At 52.1% G+C, this 16,822-nt stretch carries 14 protein-coding genes, 2 tRNA genes and 2 other RNA genes; 12 read left to right on the top strand and 6 right to left on the bottom strand.

Going from position 1 to position 16,822, the window contains the following annotated elements; all coding sequences use genetic code 11:
• Positions 1–90: 90 nt before the first annotated feature.
• Positions 91–1,011 carry a patatin-like phospholipase RssA gene (gene rssA, locus KXR87_RS01465; RefSeq protein WP_437430487.1) on the bottom strand — a complete coding sequence of 307 codons (921 nt, stop codon included), beginning with the start codon at positions 1,009–1,011 and terminating at the stop codon, positions 91–93.
• Between the two features lie 112 nt (positions 1,012–1,123).
• Here rssA and KXR87_RS01460 point away from each other — a divergent pair, with 112 nt between their 5' ends.
• The 6 genes from KXR87_RS01460 (at position 1,124) to KXR87_RS01435 (ending at position 3,190) form a co-directional block, all read left to right on the top strand.
• Positions 1,124–1,582: a YchJ family protein gene (locus KXR87_RS01460; protein ID WP_437430486.1), complete on the top strand. Its 459-nt coding sequence runs from the start codon at positions 1,124–1,126 to the stop codon at positions 1,580–1,582.
• A gap of 49 nt (positions 1,583–1,631) precedes the next feature.
• On the top strand, positions 1,632–2,474 hold the full coding sequence (purU, locus tag KXR87_RS01455; protein ID WP_437430485.1) for a formyltetrahydrofolate deformylase: 843 nt from the start codon (positions 1,632–1,634) through the stop codon (positions 2,472–2,474).
• A 161-nt stretch (positions 2,475–2,635) separates the two neighbouring features.
• Positions 2,636–2,720: transfer RNA gene (locus KXR87_RS01450), tRNA-Tyr, on the top strand.
• Between the two features lie 29 nt (positions 2,721–2,749).
• Positions 2,750–2,834: transfer RNA gene (locus tag KXR87_RS01445), tRNA-Tyr, on the top strand.
• Between the two features lie 47 nt (positions 2,835–2,881).
• Positions 2,882–3,012, top strand: a non-coding RNA gene (locus tag KXR87_RS01440) — RtT sRNA.
• A 47-nt stretch (positions 3,013–3,059) separates the two neighbouring features.
• A non-coding RNA gene (locus KXR87_RS01435) (RtT sRNA) lies at positions 3,060–3,190 on the top strand.
• A gap of 161 nt (positions 3,191–3,351) precedes the next feature.
• On the opposite strand, the gene pntB is transcribed toward KXR87_RS01435, so the two are convergent.
• The gene (gene pntB / locus KXR87_RS01430; RefSeq protein WP_437430484.1) at positions 3,352–4,740 is read right to left on the bottom strand and encodes a Re/Si-specific NAD(P)(+) transhydrogenase subunit beta; all 1,389 of its coding nucleotides are present in this window, start codon (positions 4,738–4,740) and stop codon (positions 3,352–3,354) included.
• Between the two features lie 10 nt (positions 4,741–4,750).
• On the bottom strand, positions 4,751–6,280 hold the full coding sequence (gene pntA, locus KXR87_RS01425; RefSeq protein ID WP_437430483.1) for a Re/Si-specific NAD(P)(+) transhydrogenase subunit alpha: 1,530 nt from the start codon (positions 6,278–6,280) through the stop codon (positions 4,751–4,753).
• 521 nt (positions 6,281–6,801) lie between these two features.
• Between pntA and ydgH the strand changes: the two genes are divergently transcribed.
• From ydgH to folM, 3 genes are all read left to right on the top strand, one after another.
• A complete protein-coding gene (ydgH, locus tag KXR87_RS01420; RefSeq protein WP_437430482.1) occupies positions 6,802–7,746 on the top strand; it encodes a DUF1471 family protein YdgH in 945 nt (314 codons plus the stop codon).
• Between the two features lie 178 nt (positions 7,747–7,924).
• A complete protein-coding gene (locus KXR87_RS01415; RefSeq protein ID WP_437430481.1) occupies positions 7,925–9,307 on the top strand; it encodes an amino acid permease in 1,383 nt (460 codons plus the stop codon).
• A 33-nt stretch (positions 9,308–9,340) separates the two neighbouring features.
• Complete coding sequence (folM, locus tag KXR87_RS01410) at positions 9,341–10,063, top strand: dihydromonapterin reductase (protein ID WP_437430480.1); 723 nt, start codon at positions 9,341–9,343, stop codon at positions 10,061–10,063.
• On the opposite strand, the gene KXR87_RS01405 is transcribed toward folM, so the two are convergent.
• On the bottom strand, positions 10,060–10,395 hold the full coding sequence (locus KXR87_RS01405; protein ID WP_437430479.1) for a GlpM family protein: 336 nt from the start codon (positions 10,393–10,395) through the stop codon (positions 10,060–10,062). The genes folM and KXR87_RS01405 overlap by 4 nt on opposite strands.
• Positions 10,396–10,522: 127 nt before the next feature.
• Between KXR87_RS01405 and rstA the strand changes: the two genes are divergently transcribed.
• The 3 genes from rstA to tus all read left to right on the top strand — a co-directional run bounded on the left by rstA (position 10,523) and on the right by tus (position 13,561).
• Positions 10,523–11,239, top strand: coding sequence for a two-component system response regulator RstA (rstA, locus tag KXR87_RS01400; RefSeq protein WP_437430478.1), 717 nt, complete (start codon positions 10,523–10,525; stop codon positions 11,237–11,239).
• Positions 11,240–11,265: 26 nt separating this feature from the next.
• Complete coding sequence (gene rstB, locus KXR87_RS01395; RefSeq protein WP_437430477.1) at positions 11,266–12,555, top strand: two-component system sensor histidine kinase RstB; 1,290 nt, start codon at positions 11,266–11,268, stop codon at positions 12,553–12,555.
• Between the two features lie 76 nt (positions 12,556–12,631).
• Positions 12,632–13,561, top strand: coding sequence for a DNA replication terminus site-binding protein (gene tus, locus KXR87_RS01390; protein ID WP_437430476.1), 930 nt, complete (start codon positions 12,632–12,634; stop codon positions 13,559–13,561).
• Here tus and fumC read toward each other — a convergent pair.
• Both fumC and fumA read right to left on the bottom strand, forming a co-directional pair.
• On the bottom strand, positions 13,558–14,958 hold the full coding sequence (gene fumC, locus KXR87_RS01385) for a class II fumarate hydratase (protein ID WP_437430475.1): 1,401 nt from the start codon (positions 14,956–14,958) through the stop codon (positions 13,558–13,560). The two genes, tus and fumC, sit on opposite strands and share 4 nt — an antisense overlap.
• Positions 14,959–15,102: 144 nt before the next feature.
• Positions 15,103–16,749, bottom strand: a complete 1,647-nt coding sequence (gene fumA, locus KXR87_RS01380) for a class I fumarate hydratase FumA (protein ID WP_437430474.1) — start codon at positions 16,747–16,749, stop codon at positions 15,103–15,105.
• Positions 16,750–16,822: the final 73 nt, after the last annotated feature.

Genomic DNA, 16,822 nt, shown 5'->3' with positions numbered 1-16,822 from the left:
TTTCTCCCCTGACCTACGATAAATAAATAGTGGCATGTTTATCAGCAATCGCCTGTCAGATTTTGATTAAGTCACATAAAAAAACGAGGTTCATAACGATGTCCTCGCCAGTGGTAATAGTTCATCTATCTTTTTTTCCACCGCCAACTGACCAGCATGAATAGCTGCCTCAGCGCGATGGAAATCAAGCGTTGAAATTTGAGGACACAACGGCTGGATAAGTATATCCGGAGGATCGCCGGCCATACGATTGCGCTTAAGCCGGTTCTCAAGGACCTGAATGGACGTCGTCATGATTTCCATTGCAGTAGGCGCAATTACCGTTCGACGCGCCGTCATAGTGCCTAAACGCTCACGCAAACGTTCATGCCAACGCGGGGTTGCAACAGCGACGCCCTCCCCCTCTGCCTCTTCAGGGGCTGCAAGATTAACGGAAAACAGATCCTGTTGCATGAGATGTGCATCATGTTGCAAATCAACCGCGATCACGATATCCGCACCTAATGCACGCGTTAGCGAGACCGGCACCGGATTGACCACCGCGCCATCCACCAGCCAGTAGCCATTGTGGGACACGGGTGCCATTAAGCCAGGTATACTGCAAGAGGCCCGCACTGCCTGATGGAGGTCGCCCTCTGTAAACCATATTTCACGACCTGTACTCAGGTTGGTTGCTACCGTGCCAAATTTTAGCTGGCTCTCAGCAAAAGAGGTTTGTGGAAGGATCTGCCGGTAATGCTTGAATACACGCTCTCCCCTTAAGAATCCACCACGCCGCCAGGAGACATCCATTAACTTCAGGACATCCCAGTAGCTGAAGGCACGCACCCAGGTTTCAAGTTCAGGCAATTTACCACACGCGAAGGCTGCACCTACCAGCGAACCGATGGAGCACCCTGCCACAACATCAATGTGTATTCCTGCTCGCTGTAATGCATTGATCACACCAATATGCGACCATCCTCTGGCAGAACCAGAGCCCAACGCCAGCCCAATTTTTACGCTTCTCATTACCTGGATGTCTTTCCCCCGGAACGACTGGCATAGCCACAACGCCACAGCTCAGTTAACATATCCACTACCCTGGCTTACAATGCCATTCTATCTGTTCAGGAAGTTCATTGTGTCTCAACGTTGTCCCTGCGGTAGCGCAGTGGAGTATAGCCTATGTTGCCAGCGTTATCTGTCTGGTACGCAGGTTGCGCCGAATCCATCACAACTTATGCGCTCCCGCTATACCGCATTTGTGCTCAGGCAAGCGGATTATCTTATCAATACCTGGCATCCGGTTTGTCAGGCCGCTGCTTTGCGCGAGGATATTGAATCAGGTTTTGCCCGTACGCAATGGCTGGGGCTGACGATATTTGAGACTGCGCCCGGCACAAATGAGAACGAAGGTTATGTCAGCTTCGTTGCTCGCTATATTGAGGATGATAGACCTGGCGCCATAATTGAACGCTCCCGATTCTTAAAAGAGAACGGTCGATGGTACTATATCGATGGCAAGCGACCGCTCATAGGCCGCAATGACCCTTGTCCTTGTGGTTCACAGAAGAAATTCAAGAAGTGCTGCGGGCAATAAGCTCAGCGTCACCCCCATAGCAAACATCATCAACAGGATTTACCCGGCAATGCATTCACTACAACGTAAAATACTGCGCACTATCTGCCCTGACCAGAAAGGCCTTATCGCGCGAATTACTAACATCTGCTACAAACACGAACTGAACATTGTGCAAAACAATGAGTTTGTCGATCACCGAACCGGGCGCTTCTTTATGCGTACCGAACTTGAAGGCATCTTTAATGATGCCACGCTGCTGGCCGATCTCGATAGCGCGTTGCCCGAAGGATCCGTGAGGGAATTAAACCCGGCAGGTCAGCGTCGCGTTGTAATTCTGGTGACAAAAGAGGCGCATTGCCTGGGCGATCTGTTAATGAAAGCCAACTACGGTGGGCTGGATATTGATATCGCTGCGGTGATTGGTAATCATGAAACGCTGCGCACGCTGGTCGAACGTTTCGATATTCCCTTTGAACTGGTGAGCCACGAGGGTCTGACCCGCGAAGAGCATGACAACAAAATGGCGGAAGCCATCGAAGCGCATCAGCCCGACTATGTTGTTCTGGCAAAATATATGCGCGTTCTGACGCCTGGTTTCGTCTCTCGCTTCCCGAACAAAATTATTAATATTCACCACTCCTTCCTTCCGGCCTTTATCGGTGCCCGACCGTACCATCAGGCTTATGAGCGTGGCGTGAAGATTATTGGCGCTACCGCGCATTATGTTAATGATAATCTTGATGAGGGTCCGATTATTATGCAGGACGTCATCCATGTTGATCACACCTACACTGCGGAAGATATGATGCGTGCAGGACGCGACGTCGAGAAAAACGTGCTTAGCCGCGCCCTCTACCAGGTTCTCGCCCAGCGTGTTTTCGTATACGGCAACAGAACGATCATTCTTTGATGCTAATGAAATGAATTGATTAGGTTTACTGCGTTACGGATGAAAAGTACGCAAACGGTTCATTTCCGCCAAAGGAAAGCTTTACAGCGGCGCGTCATTTGATATGATGCGCCCCGCTTCCCGATAAGGAAGCAGGCCAGTAGTATTATGCATTACCCCGTGGTGGGGTTCCCGAGCGGCCAAAGGGAGCAGACTGTAAATCTGCCGTCATCGACTTCGAAGGTTCGAATCCTTCCCCCACCACCATCTCACTTCATGCAATATCAATTACCCCTGGTGGGGTTCCCGAGCGGCCAAAGGGAGCAGACTGTAAATCTGCCGTCATCGACTTCGAAGGTTCGAATCCTTCCCCCACCACCATCACTTTCCTGCAGCACCTCAGCAAAAATMAAWTTTCTCTACCTCATATTCTGCCCGGGCGGGGAAGGATGAGAAGCTTTGATTAAGGTTCGATTCGAGCGACGCGAGAAAGCGTTGCCGCAGGCAACGACCCGAAGGGCGAGTCGCTATGCGACGAGTCATCCTTCCCCCACCACCATCACTTYCCTGCAGCACCTCAGCAAAAATMAAWTTTCTCTACCTCATATTCTGCCCGKGCGGGGAAGGATGAGAAGCTTTGATTAAGGTTCAATTCGAGCGACGCGAGAAAGCGTTGCCGCAGGCAGCGACCCGAAGGGCGAGTCGCTATGCGATGAGTCATCCTTCCCCCAGCGCTGTCTCTCTTAAGTAATCCCCCAACATCAATAAACACGCATCAATCCCCCCACACTTTGTTAAATGTCGGCGGGGTTTAAGTAAAAGCGATGCGCTGCAATGCCGGATTGTGGGCATAAAAAAGCCGCCCGCGAAACACGGGCGGCTGTCATCGTTCAGGGCACTACAACGCTTTCAGAATGGCATCAACCGTGGCTTTCGCATCGCCAAACAGCATTTGGGTATTCTCTTTGAAGAAAAGCGGGTTCTGCACACCAGCGTACCCGGTGTTCATTGAGCGCTTAAACACAATGACATTCTGCGCTTTCCAGACTTCAAGTACCGGCATGCCTGCAATAGGACTGCCAGGATCATCCTGCGCCGCAGGGTTAACGGTGTCGTTGGCACCGATTACCAGTACGGTATCGGTATCGGCGAAATCATCGTTAATCTCATCCATTTCCAGCACGATATCGTAAGGCACTTTGGCTTCGGCAAGAAGTACGTTCATGTGCCCGGGCAGGCGACCTGCAACCGGATGAATACCAAAGCGAACCTTAATCCCGCGGGCACGCAGTTTCTCCGTGATCTCGGCTACCGGGTACTGCGCCTGTGCTACGGCCATACCATAGCCCGGAGTGATGATAACGGAGTGAGAGTTTTTCAGCATTTCTGCTGTCTCTTCCGCGTTGATCTCACGGTGTTCGCCAACTTCTTCAGATGCCCCGGTAGACGAACCATCGGTTCCAAAACCACCTGCAATAACGCTGATGAACGATCGGTTCATGGCTTTGCACATGATGTAGGAGAGAATGGCCCCGGAGGAACCCACCAGCGCGCCGGTAACGATCAGCAGGTCATTGCTCAACATAAAGCCGGCAGCGGCCGCGGCCCAACCGGAATAGGAGTTGAGCATTGAGACGACAACCGGCATATCCGCACCACCAATTGAAGCCACCAGATGCCAGCCGAAGACCAGTGCAATCGCGGTCATCAGTAGCAGCGCCAGAACCTGAACCGCCACGCTCTCGGTGCGCACAAAAGCCATCAGCAACAGGAAAGAGACCACCAGCGCGGCCAGATTCAGCTTGTGTCGATGAGGCAACATCAGAGGCTTCGATGAAATTTTGCCGCACAATTTTCCAAACGCAACCACCGACCCGGTAAAGGTAACGGCACCAATAAAAATACCGAGGAAAACTTCGGTCAGGTGAATGTTCACCAGAATCGGTTCCAGACCTGGCTCGTGATACAGGTAGCTGTTAAAGCCCACCAGTACAGCCGCAAGACCGACAAAGCTGTGCAGGATGGCAACCAGCTCAGGCATTTCGGTCATTTCAACTTTACGGGCAAGACGAATACCAATCGCACCACCAATGATCATCGCCACCAGGATCCATGCCACGTTTCCGGTGTCAGGGCCAAAAATGGTGGCAATGAGCGCAATCGCCATCCCTGCCACACCGAAACGGTTCCCTTGCTGGGAGGTCTCATGTTTCGAAAGCCCGGCCAGACTGAAAATAAACAGGATCGCGGCAACAATGTATGCAGCAGTAACTAATCCTCCAGACATGTGCTACCCCTTAGTTCTTCCGGAACATTTTCAGCATGCGCTGAGTGACGGTGAAACCACCGAAAATATTAATGCTGGCGATGAGGACAGCGATGAAGCTCAGGAAGCTGACCCATCCACCATGACCAATCTGCAAGAGTGCGCCGACCACAATAATGCCAGAGATAGCATTGGTGACTGACATCAACGGCGTGTGCAGTGCATGGGAAACGTTCCATACTACGTAGTAACCCACGACGCAGGCTAACGCGAAGACGGTAAAGTGACCGAGGAACTCTTTTGGCGCAACATCAGCAAGCCAGCCAAACAGCACAATGACCAGCGCCATCACACCATATTTAAACCAGGGAGAGGTGGGTTGGGCCTCAGGCTTTTCAGCCGGAGCTGCTTTTGCCGCCGCTTTTGGCTGTGCTGAAACCTGAATGGGGGGCGCCGGCCAGGTGACTTCACCATCACGAATTACCGTGACGCCACGCACTACAACATCGTCAAAATCAATAACCACATTGCCGTCCTTCTCTTTACAGAGAAGTTTCAGCAGGTTCACGAGGTTGGTACCGTACAACTGGGAAGACTGAGCGGCCAGACGGCCCGGCAGGTCGGTATAACCAATGATTTTTACGCCGTTTGCGGTGGTTACCACCTCATTCGCCACCGTGTATTCACAGTTACCGCCGTTTTGCGCAGCCAGATCAACCACTACGCTTCCGGGTTTCATGGAATCAACCATTTCGCGGGTGATTAACGTTGGCGCAGGTTTACCTGGGATAAGCGCGGTAGTAACGATGATATCGACATCTTTTGCCTGAGCGGCAAATAGCGCCATTTCAGCTTTAATGAAAGCCTCAGACATGACCTTCGCATAACCGTCGCCGCTACCGGCTTCTTCTTTGAAGTCCAGTTCAAGAAATTCAGCGCCCATACTCTGGACCTGTTCCTTCACTTCCGGACGCGTATCAAACGCGCGGACAATCGCACCGAGACTGTTTGCAGCCCCGATGGCGGCAAGTCCTGCCACGCCCGCACCTATCACCATCACTTTAGCTGGCGGCACTTTACCGGCAGCGGTAATTTGTCCGGTAAAGAAACGGCCAAATTCATGTGCTGCTTCAACGATGGCACGATAACCCGCGATATTCGCCATGGAGCTCAGGGCGTCCAGGGACTGAGCGCGGGAAATACGCGGCACCGAATCCATTGCCATTACGGTTACGTTACGCGCGGCCAGTTTTTCCATCAGTTCAGCATTTTGTGCAGGCCAGATAAAACTGACTAATGTCGTACCAGGATTAAGCAGCGCGATTTCATCCTCGTCAGGCGCATTCACCTTAAGAATGATATCTGAATGCCAGACCTCATTGCTGTCAACAACGCTTGCCCCTGCATGGGTAAACGCATGATCATCGAAACTTGCCAGCTTACCAGCGCCGCTTTCAATCGCGACGGTGAAACCCAGTTTAAGCAGTTGCTCGACCGTTTTCGGTGTTGCCGCTACACGAGTCTCATTGGCCAACCGTTCTTTTGGTACACCAATACGCATAGTTTTCCCTTCCATCGAGTTGAGATGATGGTTTGTCAGTGATGTCCGGGGAGCACCCTCACCTTTTATAGCGACAAACGGCGCCCCGCTAATTAAAAACGTAACAAACTTTCTATAACCTACTGAAAATTACGCTTGTGATCTAGCGCAGGGATCCAGAAATTCTTTTTTAATCTGTGAAAACGAGGCGGTTAACGGCGCAAACAGGGGAATCTCCCTTTATATCGTCAGAAAGGGCTGATATTCCGCTCATGAGGCCGGGCAAAACACAATTTATCTCCAGCAGGAAACATGATTTTAACAATACATTAACCTGGAAAAGGGGTAGGCTTTATTTGTTTTACCGGTCAAGCGCGTGTTTTTTCAACATATCATTAATCCTTATTATCAATGGCCTGGCGGGTAGCACACTCAGTGAAAAATGACGCAGACAGTCGTGCCGAATAAATGCCATAATCACCCACGTTTTTTGACTACAACTACACCAGTATCTGGTTTGCGCAAGGCGAAGGATTATTTTTATGAAGCATAAGTTTACCCTCCTGGCGTCAGCATTTCTGTCTGTAACGACCCTGTCTGCCCAGGCCGCGACAGAGTTAACCCCGGAGCAAGCAGCAGCGTTAAAACCCTACGATCGCATTGTGATAAATGGTCGTTATAACTCCATTGGCGATGCCGTGAACGCTGTTTCCAGCCGTGCGGATAAAGAAGGTGCAGCCTCTTTCTACGTTGTGGATATGTCCGACTTTGGTAACAGCGGGAACCAGCGTGTCAGCGCTGACCTTTACAAAGCAGATGCCCCAAAAGCCGATGCGATTAAATACCGTGTTATTAACGGCGTTACCGAACTGCCTAAAGATAAAGCCATTGAGCTGGAACCATTTGATACCGTCACGGTACAGGGTTTTTACCGTACTCAGCCCGATGTTAACGATGCGGTGACTAAGGCGGCGAAAGAGAAAGGTGCAGCTTCCTTCTATATTGTGCGTCAGGTTGATGCTAACCAGGGTGGAAACCAGCTTATTACAGCGTATCTCTATAAAGCGGACGCTAAGAAACGTGTTCTGCAAAGCCCGGATGCCATTCCTCGTGACTCTGAAGCGGGTCGTGCTGCCCTTGCTAAAGGCGGCGAAGAAGCTAAAAAGGTAGAAATTCCAGGCGTAGCCACCAGTGCCACACCAAGCTACGAAGTGGGTCGTTTCTTTGAAACGCAGACGTCAAAAGCGGGTCGTTATACGGTTAATCTGCCGGATGGCACCAAAATTGAAGAAGTGAATAAAATTACCGCCGCGCAGATGATTCCTTTCGACAGCATTCAGTTCACCGGCAACTACGGCAATATGACTGAAATTTCTTATCAGGTTGCGAAACGTGCGGCGAAGAAAGGGGCCAAATACTACCATATCACCCGCCAGTGGCAGGAGAGCGGTAGCAACATCACTATCAGCGCAGACCTCTATAAATAATCCTTTCTTAAAGGCGGCCGACGTCGCCTTTTTTCATTTTTTCTGCAAATTTATGCAGACTCGCATTGCATGCCTTTCCGACACTCCGTAAAATCCCGCGCCTTAGTGAGATCCACCATTTTTATGCGCTCATGCAAAATAATTATTCTGGATTGAGTCCATTCTTGACAGGATACCCATGGAAAAGAAACTTGGCCTGAGCGCTTTAACTGCGCTGGTTCTTAGCTCAATGCTTGGCGCAGGTGTATTCAGCCTGCCACAAAATATGGCGGATGTTGCCAGTCCCGCCGCGTTGCTTATCGGTTGGGGTATTACCGGAGTCGGGATCCTGTTGCTGGCGTTTGCAATGCTGATTTTAACCCGCATCCGCCCCGATCTGGATGGTGGCATTTTTACCTATGCCCGCGAGGGGTTCGGTGAGCTTATCGGTTTTTGCTCTGCCTGGGGATACTGGTTATGCGCCGTGATAGCCAACGTTTCTTACCTGGTTATCGTTTTTTCAGCGTTAAGTTTCTTTACTGATACCCCGCAATGGCGTCTGTTTGGTGACGGCAATACGTGGCAATCCATTGTGGGCGCCTCCGTGTTGCTTTGGGTCGTGCATGCGCTTATTTTGCGCGGCGTGCAGACGGCTGCCAGCATCAATCTTGCCGCGACCCTGGCAAAACTGGTGCCGCTGGGCCTGTTTATCGTTCTGGCCGCCATTGCCTTCCACGCGGACACCTTCCGCCTGGATTTTTCCGGTGTCGCGCTGGGGGTTCCCGTTTGGGAGCAGGTGAAAAATACGATGCTCATCACGCTCTGGGTCTTCATTGGCGTTGAAGGGGCAGTTGTTGTCTCAGCCCGAGCCCGTAATAAGCAAGACGTTGGCCGAGCGACGTTAATGGCGGTTCTGGCTGCCCTTTCGGTCTATTTGCTGGTCACCCTGCTCTCTGTAGGCGTGATTTCCAGACCGGAACTGGCTGAAATGCGCAATCCGTCAATGGCGGGTCTGATGGTCAAATTAATGGGCTCCTGGGGCGATGTGGTCATTGCCGCCGGGCTGATTATTTCCGTATGTGGCGCCTATTTGAGCTGGACTATCATGGCCGCAGAGGTGCCGTTACTGGCTGCCACTCATCAAGCGTTTCCTCGTATCTTTACCAGGCAAAATAAAAATAGCGCTCCGGCGGCGTCGCTCTGGCTCACTAATATCAGCGTCCAGATCTGTTTAGTGCTGATCTGGCTCACAGGTTCTGATTACAACACGCTGCTGACTATTGCCTCAGAGATGATTCTGGTTCCTTATTTTCTGGTAGGTGCCTTTCTGTTCAGGATTGCACGTCGTCCACTGCACAGGGCCGTCTCTGTGGGGGCTTGTCTCTACGGACTGTGGCTGCTTTATGCTTCTGGCCCCCTGCATTTACTGTTATCGGTAGTACTTTATGCGCCAGGATTACTGGTATTTATGTATGCCCGACGCACACATGAAATCAGTAGCCCCCTTAAAGGCCGGGAAAAAGTGCTGATTGGTTTACTGCTGATGGCAGCCATTCCGGCCACGTGGAAGTTATTGGGGTAAGCGCGTCTTCCCCGTCATTACAGGAGAGAGCTGATGGGAAGACCAGATGAGCGACCGATTTTAATTACAGGAGGAGGCCGGCGCATTGGCCTCGCCCTTGCCCACCATTTTCTTAACCAGAGTCATGCCGTCATCGTCAGCTATCGCACGCGTTATGCGGCTATCGATCAACTGGAAAGCCAGGGCGCGCTGTGCATTCAGGCTGACTTCAGTACCGATGAAGGCATTCAGGCCTTTGCCCGGACAGTCAATGAGAACACCTCAGGATTGCGGGCAATGATTCACAACGCAAGCGACTGGAAAGCGGAAACGCGTGACACCTCGCTTAGTGATGTCCTCAGGAGTATGCTGCAGGTCCATGTCCACGCCCCCTACCTGCTGAACCACCTGCTGGAAGGCGCTTTGCGAGGTTATGGTCATGCAGCCAGCGATATCATTCATTTCACTGACTATGTCGTTGAACGAGGAAGTGATAAACACATTGCCTACGCAGCGAGTAAAGCCGCGCTGGATAATATGACCCGTTCTTTTGCGAAAAAGCTGTCCCCTGAGGTCAAGGTCAACGCTATTGCGCCGTCATTAATTTTGTTTAACGAAAACGATGATGCCCTTTACCGCCAGCAGGCGCTAAGTAAATCGCTCATGAAAATCGCGCCAGGCGAGAAAGAGATAATCGATCTTGTAGATTATCTGCTGACAAGTTGTTATGTCACGGGGCGCAGCTTTGCTGTTGATGGTGGTCGGCCGCTTCGTTAATGCATGCGGCTCCAGCAAAAAATGAGAAACCAGGCGCTGAGGCACCAGCAGAGCACCGCACCGCCCAGCGCAGGACCCACCCGCATAAAGCCGGTGAAATACCAGAGTGAGAGAAGATAGAGAAAGTACGGAATAATCGACCACATGCCAAACACGATGGTTGTTCGCAGCGCTTCAACTCCCCGTTCGCTAGCCACTATATAGTGAGCAATGAGGGCAAAGGTCGGAAACAGGGGTATTAAGCCAGCGATATAATAATTTTTTGTTTTTGCCAGCACGCCAATCAGCAGTACCACCAGCGCACCCAGCGCCGCTTTAATTACTAATCCCATATTTTTCCTGTACTTCATTAACAACAACAACCTACAGCATAACGGAACCCCCTTCGTTTAGAAAAGATTAATGGAAGGTTCAGACGAGGCAGTGTATGTTTGCCTTTTCGACTCATCACGATGACATATGAATAAGATCGTTTTTGTGGAAGATGACCCGGAAGTGGGCGCGTTGATTGCCGCTTATCTGGGAAAACACGATATGGATGTCATTGTTGAACCGCGTGGCGACCGTGCTGAAGACGTTATTACGCGCGAGAAGCCTGAGCTGGTACTGCTTGATATCATGCTGCCCGGAAAGGATGGCATGACCTTGTGCCGTGATTTGCGTAAGCAGTGGAGTGGACCTATCGTCCTTCTCACCTCGCTCGATAGCGACATGAACCATATTCTGTCCCTTGAGATGGGGGCGAACGATTACATTCTTAAAACCACTCCCCCTGCCGTGCTTCTTGCCCGTCTGCGCCTGCATTTGCGCCAGCGTGCGGAGGTGAACCAACAGGAGCCTGCTCCTGCTCTCAGGCAGCATAAGGCACTGTGCTTTGGCAGCTTATCCATTGATCCCGTCAACCGTCAGGTCACCCTCAGCGGCGAACAGGTTGTACTGTCGACAGCAGATTTCGATCTGTTGTGGGAGCTTGCGACCCACGCGGGTCAGATAATGGATCGCGATGCGCTACTTAAAAATCTGCGGGGTGTCACCTACGATGGAATGGACCGTAGTGTGGATGTCGCCATCTCTCGCTTGCGTAAAAAGCTACTCGATAGCGCCACCGAGCCCTATCGCATTAAAACCGTGCGCAATAAAGGCTACCTTTTTGCCCCACACGCCTGGGAAAGCTGAGTCCGGTTTCATTCGCAGGTGCCTTTATGAAAAAGCTTTTTGTACAGTTTTATCTGCTGCTGTTTGTCTGCTTTCTGGTTATGACCATGCTGGTAGGGTTAGTTTATAAATTTACCGCCGAGCGTGCAGGCCGACAGTCGCTGGATGATTTAATGAAAAGCTCGTTGTATCTCATGCGCAGTGAACTGCGTGAGATACCGCCTCATCAGTGGAACAAAACGCTAAAAGATCTGGATTTAAATCTGTCGTTCAATCTGCGTATTGAGCCGATGAGTAAGTACACCCTGGATCCCCCATCCGCACAGCGGATGCGCGAGGGGGACATTGTGGCCCTGGATTCAGAATATACCTTTATCCAGCGCATTCCGCGTAGCCACTATGTCCTGGCCGTAGGCCCCGTGCCCTATTTATTCTATATGCACGAAATGCGCATTCTGGATATCACACTGATGGTGTTTATCGCCATCTCACTCGCTTTTCCGGTTTTTATATGGATGCGTCCCCACTGGCAGGAGATGCTAAGGCTGGAGTCAGCGGCTCTGCGTTTTGGCGAAGGCCATCTTGAAGAACGTATCCATTTTGATAGCACTTCAAGCTTTGAGCGCCTCGGGATCGCCTTTAACCAAATGGCGGATAACATTAATGCCCTGATCGCGAGTAAAAAACAGCTGATTGATGGCATCGCTCATGAGTTACGTACCCCTCTGGTCAGGCTCCGTTACCGCCTTGAAATGAGCGATAATCTTAGCGACGGTGAACGCGCCGCCCTGAATCGCGATATTGGTCAACTGGAATCCCTGATAGAAGAGCTGCTCACCTACGCCCGCCTTGATCGACCGCAAAATGAGCTCAAACTGACCACACCGGACTTTACCGCGTGGATGACAAACTACATGGATGACCTGCGGATAGTGAATCCGGGTCATCAGCTGCTGCTCCACCACGATGCGGCGGATTATGGCGCCCTGGATATGCGTTTAATGGAGCGGGTGCTCGATAACCTGGTAAATAACGCCCTGCGCTACTGTGAAAGTACCGTAACCATAAATCTGACCCGCGACGGGACCGATGCAATATTGAGCGTCGAAGATGATGGGCCGGGCATTGCTACCGACGATCGTGAGCGGGTATTTGAACCTTTTGTTCGCCTTGACCCCAGCCGGGATCGCGCAACCGGTGGCTGCGGTCTGGGCCTTGCCATCGTACATTCCATCGCACAGGCGATGGGCGGTGAAGTGACCTGCGGCGAGGGATCGTCCGGCGGTGCGCAGTTCAGTTTTCGCTGGCCTGTTTATCATTTGATTGAATTGCCCTGAAAAGCCGCTGGCCATGCTGGTCAGGCGGCTACCCGCGTGCTATAAAAAAGCATGTTGTAACTAAAGGAGTGGCAGGATGGCAAGCTACGATCTTATTGAACGGTTGAACAGCACCTTTCGCCAGCTTGAACAGGAACTGGCAGCGTTTAACACCGAACTGGAAGCGTGCCGGCTGCTGGCGGGCCGGGTATTTTCACTGCCAGATATCGAAAAAGGGGCGGAGCACGATCCCCTGCCAGCGATTGAGGTGCAGCAGCATGTGGGTAAAGACGCAGCCGAACGTGCCCTTACACACTACAGGCATCTTTTTATTCAGCAACAATCGGAAAAGCGCAGCAGCAAAGCCGCCGTGCGTTTGCCGGGCGTTATTTGTTATCAGGCAGATGCCGTCAAACGGCACCGACTTGACGCTGCGGTCAACAGCATAAATTCGCTGAAAATGACCTTCGAGCGGATCGTCACCGTGGAATCGGGCCTCCCCTCGACCGCCCGTTTTGAATGGGTGCATCGCCACCTGCCTGGCTTAATTACGCTAAACGCCTACCGCACCCTCACCCTGATTCATGACCCTGCCACCCTGCGCTTTGGTTGGGCAAACAAGCACATCATCAAGAATTTCACCCGCGACGAGGTGCTCGCAATGCTCGATAAGAGCCGGAAATCCCCTCGCGCCGTTGCGCCCTGGACCCGGGAACAGTGGCAGGCGCGACTGGAGCAGGAGTATCAGGATATTGCCGCCCTGCCTCAGAAGGCGCGCCTCAAAATTAAACGACCGGTAAAAGTGCAGCCGATTGCACGGGTCTGGTATTCGGGATCGCAAAAACAGGTGCAGTATGCCTGCCCGACCCCCTTGATTGCGCTGGTTTCAGAAGAACACGGTGGAAAAGTACCGGATATAGGCGGCTTGCTAAATTATCAGGCAGACAGCGTTCAGCATCGTTACAAGCCACAAGCGCAGCCGTTGACGCTCATCATTCCCCGGCTGCACCTCTATGTTGCGGGTTAAACGGGCTTCATACTGCCCACCATCGACTCTGGACGCACCCAGCTGTCAAACTCGGCCTCCGTCAGGTAGCCGAGTGCCAGCGCAGAGGCTTTCAGGGTCAGGCCTTCTTTATGCGCCTTTTTGGCAATCTCCGCGGCTTTGTCATAGCCAATATGCGTATTAAGGGCAGTAACCAGCATCAGGGACTCATTAAGAAGCTGGTCGATACGCTCACGGTTCGGTTCAATTCCAGTAGCACAGTGTTCGTTAAAGCTTTCCATGCCATCCGCCAGCAGACGCACCGACTGCAGGAAGTTATGAATTACCATCGGACGAAAAACATTCAGCTCAAAGTTACCCGAAGCGCCGCCCATGTTGACCGCCACGTCATTGCCGAGCACCTGACAGCAGAGCATGGTCATCGCTTCACACTGCGTCGGGTTAACTTTACCCGGCATGATAGAGCTGCCTGGTTCGTTTTCCGGAAGCGAAATTTCGCCAATGCCGCAGCGCGGCCCAGAAGCAAGCCAGCGCACATCGTTAGCAATCTTCATCAGCGAGGCAGCCAGCCCTTTTAGCGCACCGTGCGCATGCACCAGCGCATCGCAAGTGGCCAGCGCCTCGAACTTATTGGGTGCGGTAATAAATGGCTGCTGAGTAAAGGATGCCAGTTCGTCAGCAACCCGTCTGGCATATTCAGGATGGGTATTAAGCCCGGTGCCCACCGCCGTTCCACCGAGCGCCAGTTCACTCAGATGCGGCAGACTCAGCTCAATATGCCTGAGATTATGTTCAAGCATGGCCACCCAACCGGAGATCTCCTGGCCCAGCGTAAGCGGGGTCGCATCCTGCAAATGGGTACGTCCGATTTTGACAATATGCGCAAAAGCAATGGCTTTCTCATTGAGCGTTTTTTTGAGGACGTGCAGCTCAGGGATCAAATGTTCGCGCAGGGCGATGATGGCCGCGACGTGCATGGCCGTCGGGAAAACGTCATTAGAACTCTGGCTTTTATTGACGTCATCGTTGGGATGGACCTTGCGCGCCATCCCGCGTTCGCCACCCAGAAGCTCACTGGCGCGGTTCGCCAGCACTTCATTCATGTTCATGTTGCTCTGGGTACCCGATCCGGTTTGCCAGATTGCCAGTGGAAACTCATCAGCGTGCTTACCGGCAAGCACTTCATCGGCGGCATCAATAATGGCGTTCGCCTTTTCTTGCGCCAGTAGCCCCAGATCATGGTTAACTTTCGCCGCCGCCCGTTTGGTCAGCGCCAGCGCGTTAATAAGCGAGACCGGCATTTTCTCTGTCGAAATGCGGAAATGTTCGAGGGATCGCTGGGTCTGTGCGCCCCACAGTTTGTCTGCCGGGACGTCAATTGCGCCCATCGAGTCTTTTTCACTACGATGCATAGTCATTACTTTCTCCCTGTTACAAAGTGATGTTGGGTACCGACATTGCTCACCTGCAAACAAAGCTTAAGTATTGATGCTAGTTATAAGAATGTTTATTGCTTCGTGCGCTTTCAGGCGTAAAAAAACCGCCCCGAAGGGCGGCAGGTCTTATTTCACGCAGCGTCCGCACTGGCCCGCCTGAATCTGCTGGAAGAAGTCATTTCCTTTATCATCTACAAGAATAAAGGCGGGGAAATCTTCAACCTCAATTTTCCAGATAGCCTCCATGCCCAGCTCCGGGTAGGCCACGCATTCAAGGCTTTTAATACTGTTTTGCGCAAGTATCGCCGCCGGACCGCCAATGCTGCCCAGATAAAAACCACCATGCTTATGGCAGGCATCCGTCACCTGTTGACTGCGGTTCCCTTTAGCCAGCATGACCATGCTCCCCCCCTGCGACTGGAGCTGATCGACATAGGAATCCATGCGTCCTGCGGTGGTCGGCCCCAGCGAACCGGAGGCATAACCTTCCGGAGTCTTTGCCGGGCCAGCATAATAGATGGGGTGATCTTTCACGTACTGAGGCAGCGGTTTGCCTTCGTCCATTAACTCTTTCAGTTTGGCATGGGCTATGTCGCGCGCCACGATAATCGTGCCGGTCAGTGAGAGCCGCGTGGACACCGGATACTGCTTAAGCTGACCGAGGATCTCTTCCATCGAACGATTAAGATCAACCTTAATGGCTTCCCCCTCGCCCGCTGCACGCAAAGTTTCAGGAATATATTTACCCGGATTCTGCTCCAGCTTTTCCAGCCAGATGCCTTCACGGTTAATTTTCCCTTTGATGTTGCGGTCCGCAGAGCAGGAGACGCCCATCCCAACCGGGCAGGATGCGCCATGACGCGGTAAACGCACGACGCGAATATCGTGGGCGAAATATTTGCCACCAAACTGCGCACCGAGGCCAAGCTGCTGGGCTTCAATTAGCAATTCGTTCTCAAGTTGTACATCGCGGAAGGCCTGACCGTGCTCATTCCCCTCTGTTGGCAGACCATCGTAGTATTTAGTCGAGGCAAGCTTCACGGTTTTCAACGTCGCTTCCGCACTGGTTCCACCTATTACGAAAGCGATATGGTACGGCGGACAGGCCGCCGTACCCAGAGTGCGCATTTTATCGACCAGATAACTTTTCAGCTTACCGGGACTGAGCAGAGCTTTAGTCTCCTGGTAGAGATAGGTTTTATTTGCTGAACCACCGCCCTTGGCAATGCACAGAAATTTATACTCATCCCCGTCCACGCTGTACAAATCAATCTGCGCTGGCAAATTGGTGCCGGTATTCACCTCGTTGTACATATCTAATGCAGCGTTTTGGGAGTAACGCAGATTATCTTCGATGTAAGTGTTATAGACGCCCTGCGACAGTGCGGCTGCATCGCCGCCACCGGTCCAGACGCGTTGGCCTTTTTTGCCCATAATGATCGCCGTGCCGGTATCCTGGCAGGTAGGCAGAATGCCTTTGGCGGCGATGTCGGAATTTCGCAGAAACTGCAGCGCGACATATTTGTCATTTTCGCTGGCTTCAGGGTCGCTCAGAATATCCGCCACCTGCTGCTGATGCGCGGGGCGCAGAAGGAAGGAGGCATCATGAAACGCATGCTGGGCGAGAAGCGTCAGGGCTTTAGGGTCAACCTTGAGGATCTCCTGGCCTTCAAACTCCGCCACGGAAACATAGTCGCTGCTGAGCAGATAATATTCGGTATCGTCCTTTTTCAACGGAAAAGGATCTTGATAAGTAAAGGGTTTTGTCGACATTGTTCTCTCACTTACTGCACGATCTGGTTATTATTCGGCAGGACATCCATCTGCCACAAAAAAGCGAGTCCGC

Origin of the sequence: Yokenella regensburgei, from assembly GCF_051486985.1 — a bacterium.
Lineage (GTDB): Bacteria > Pseudomonadota > Gammaproteobacteria > Enterobacterales > Enterobacteriaceae > CBFFRJ01.
The sequence above is the reverse complement of the archived record's forward strand: the minus strand, read 5'-3'. Positions and strand labels throughout refer to the sequence as shown.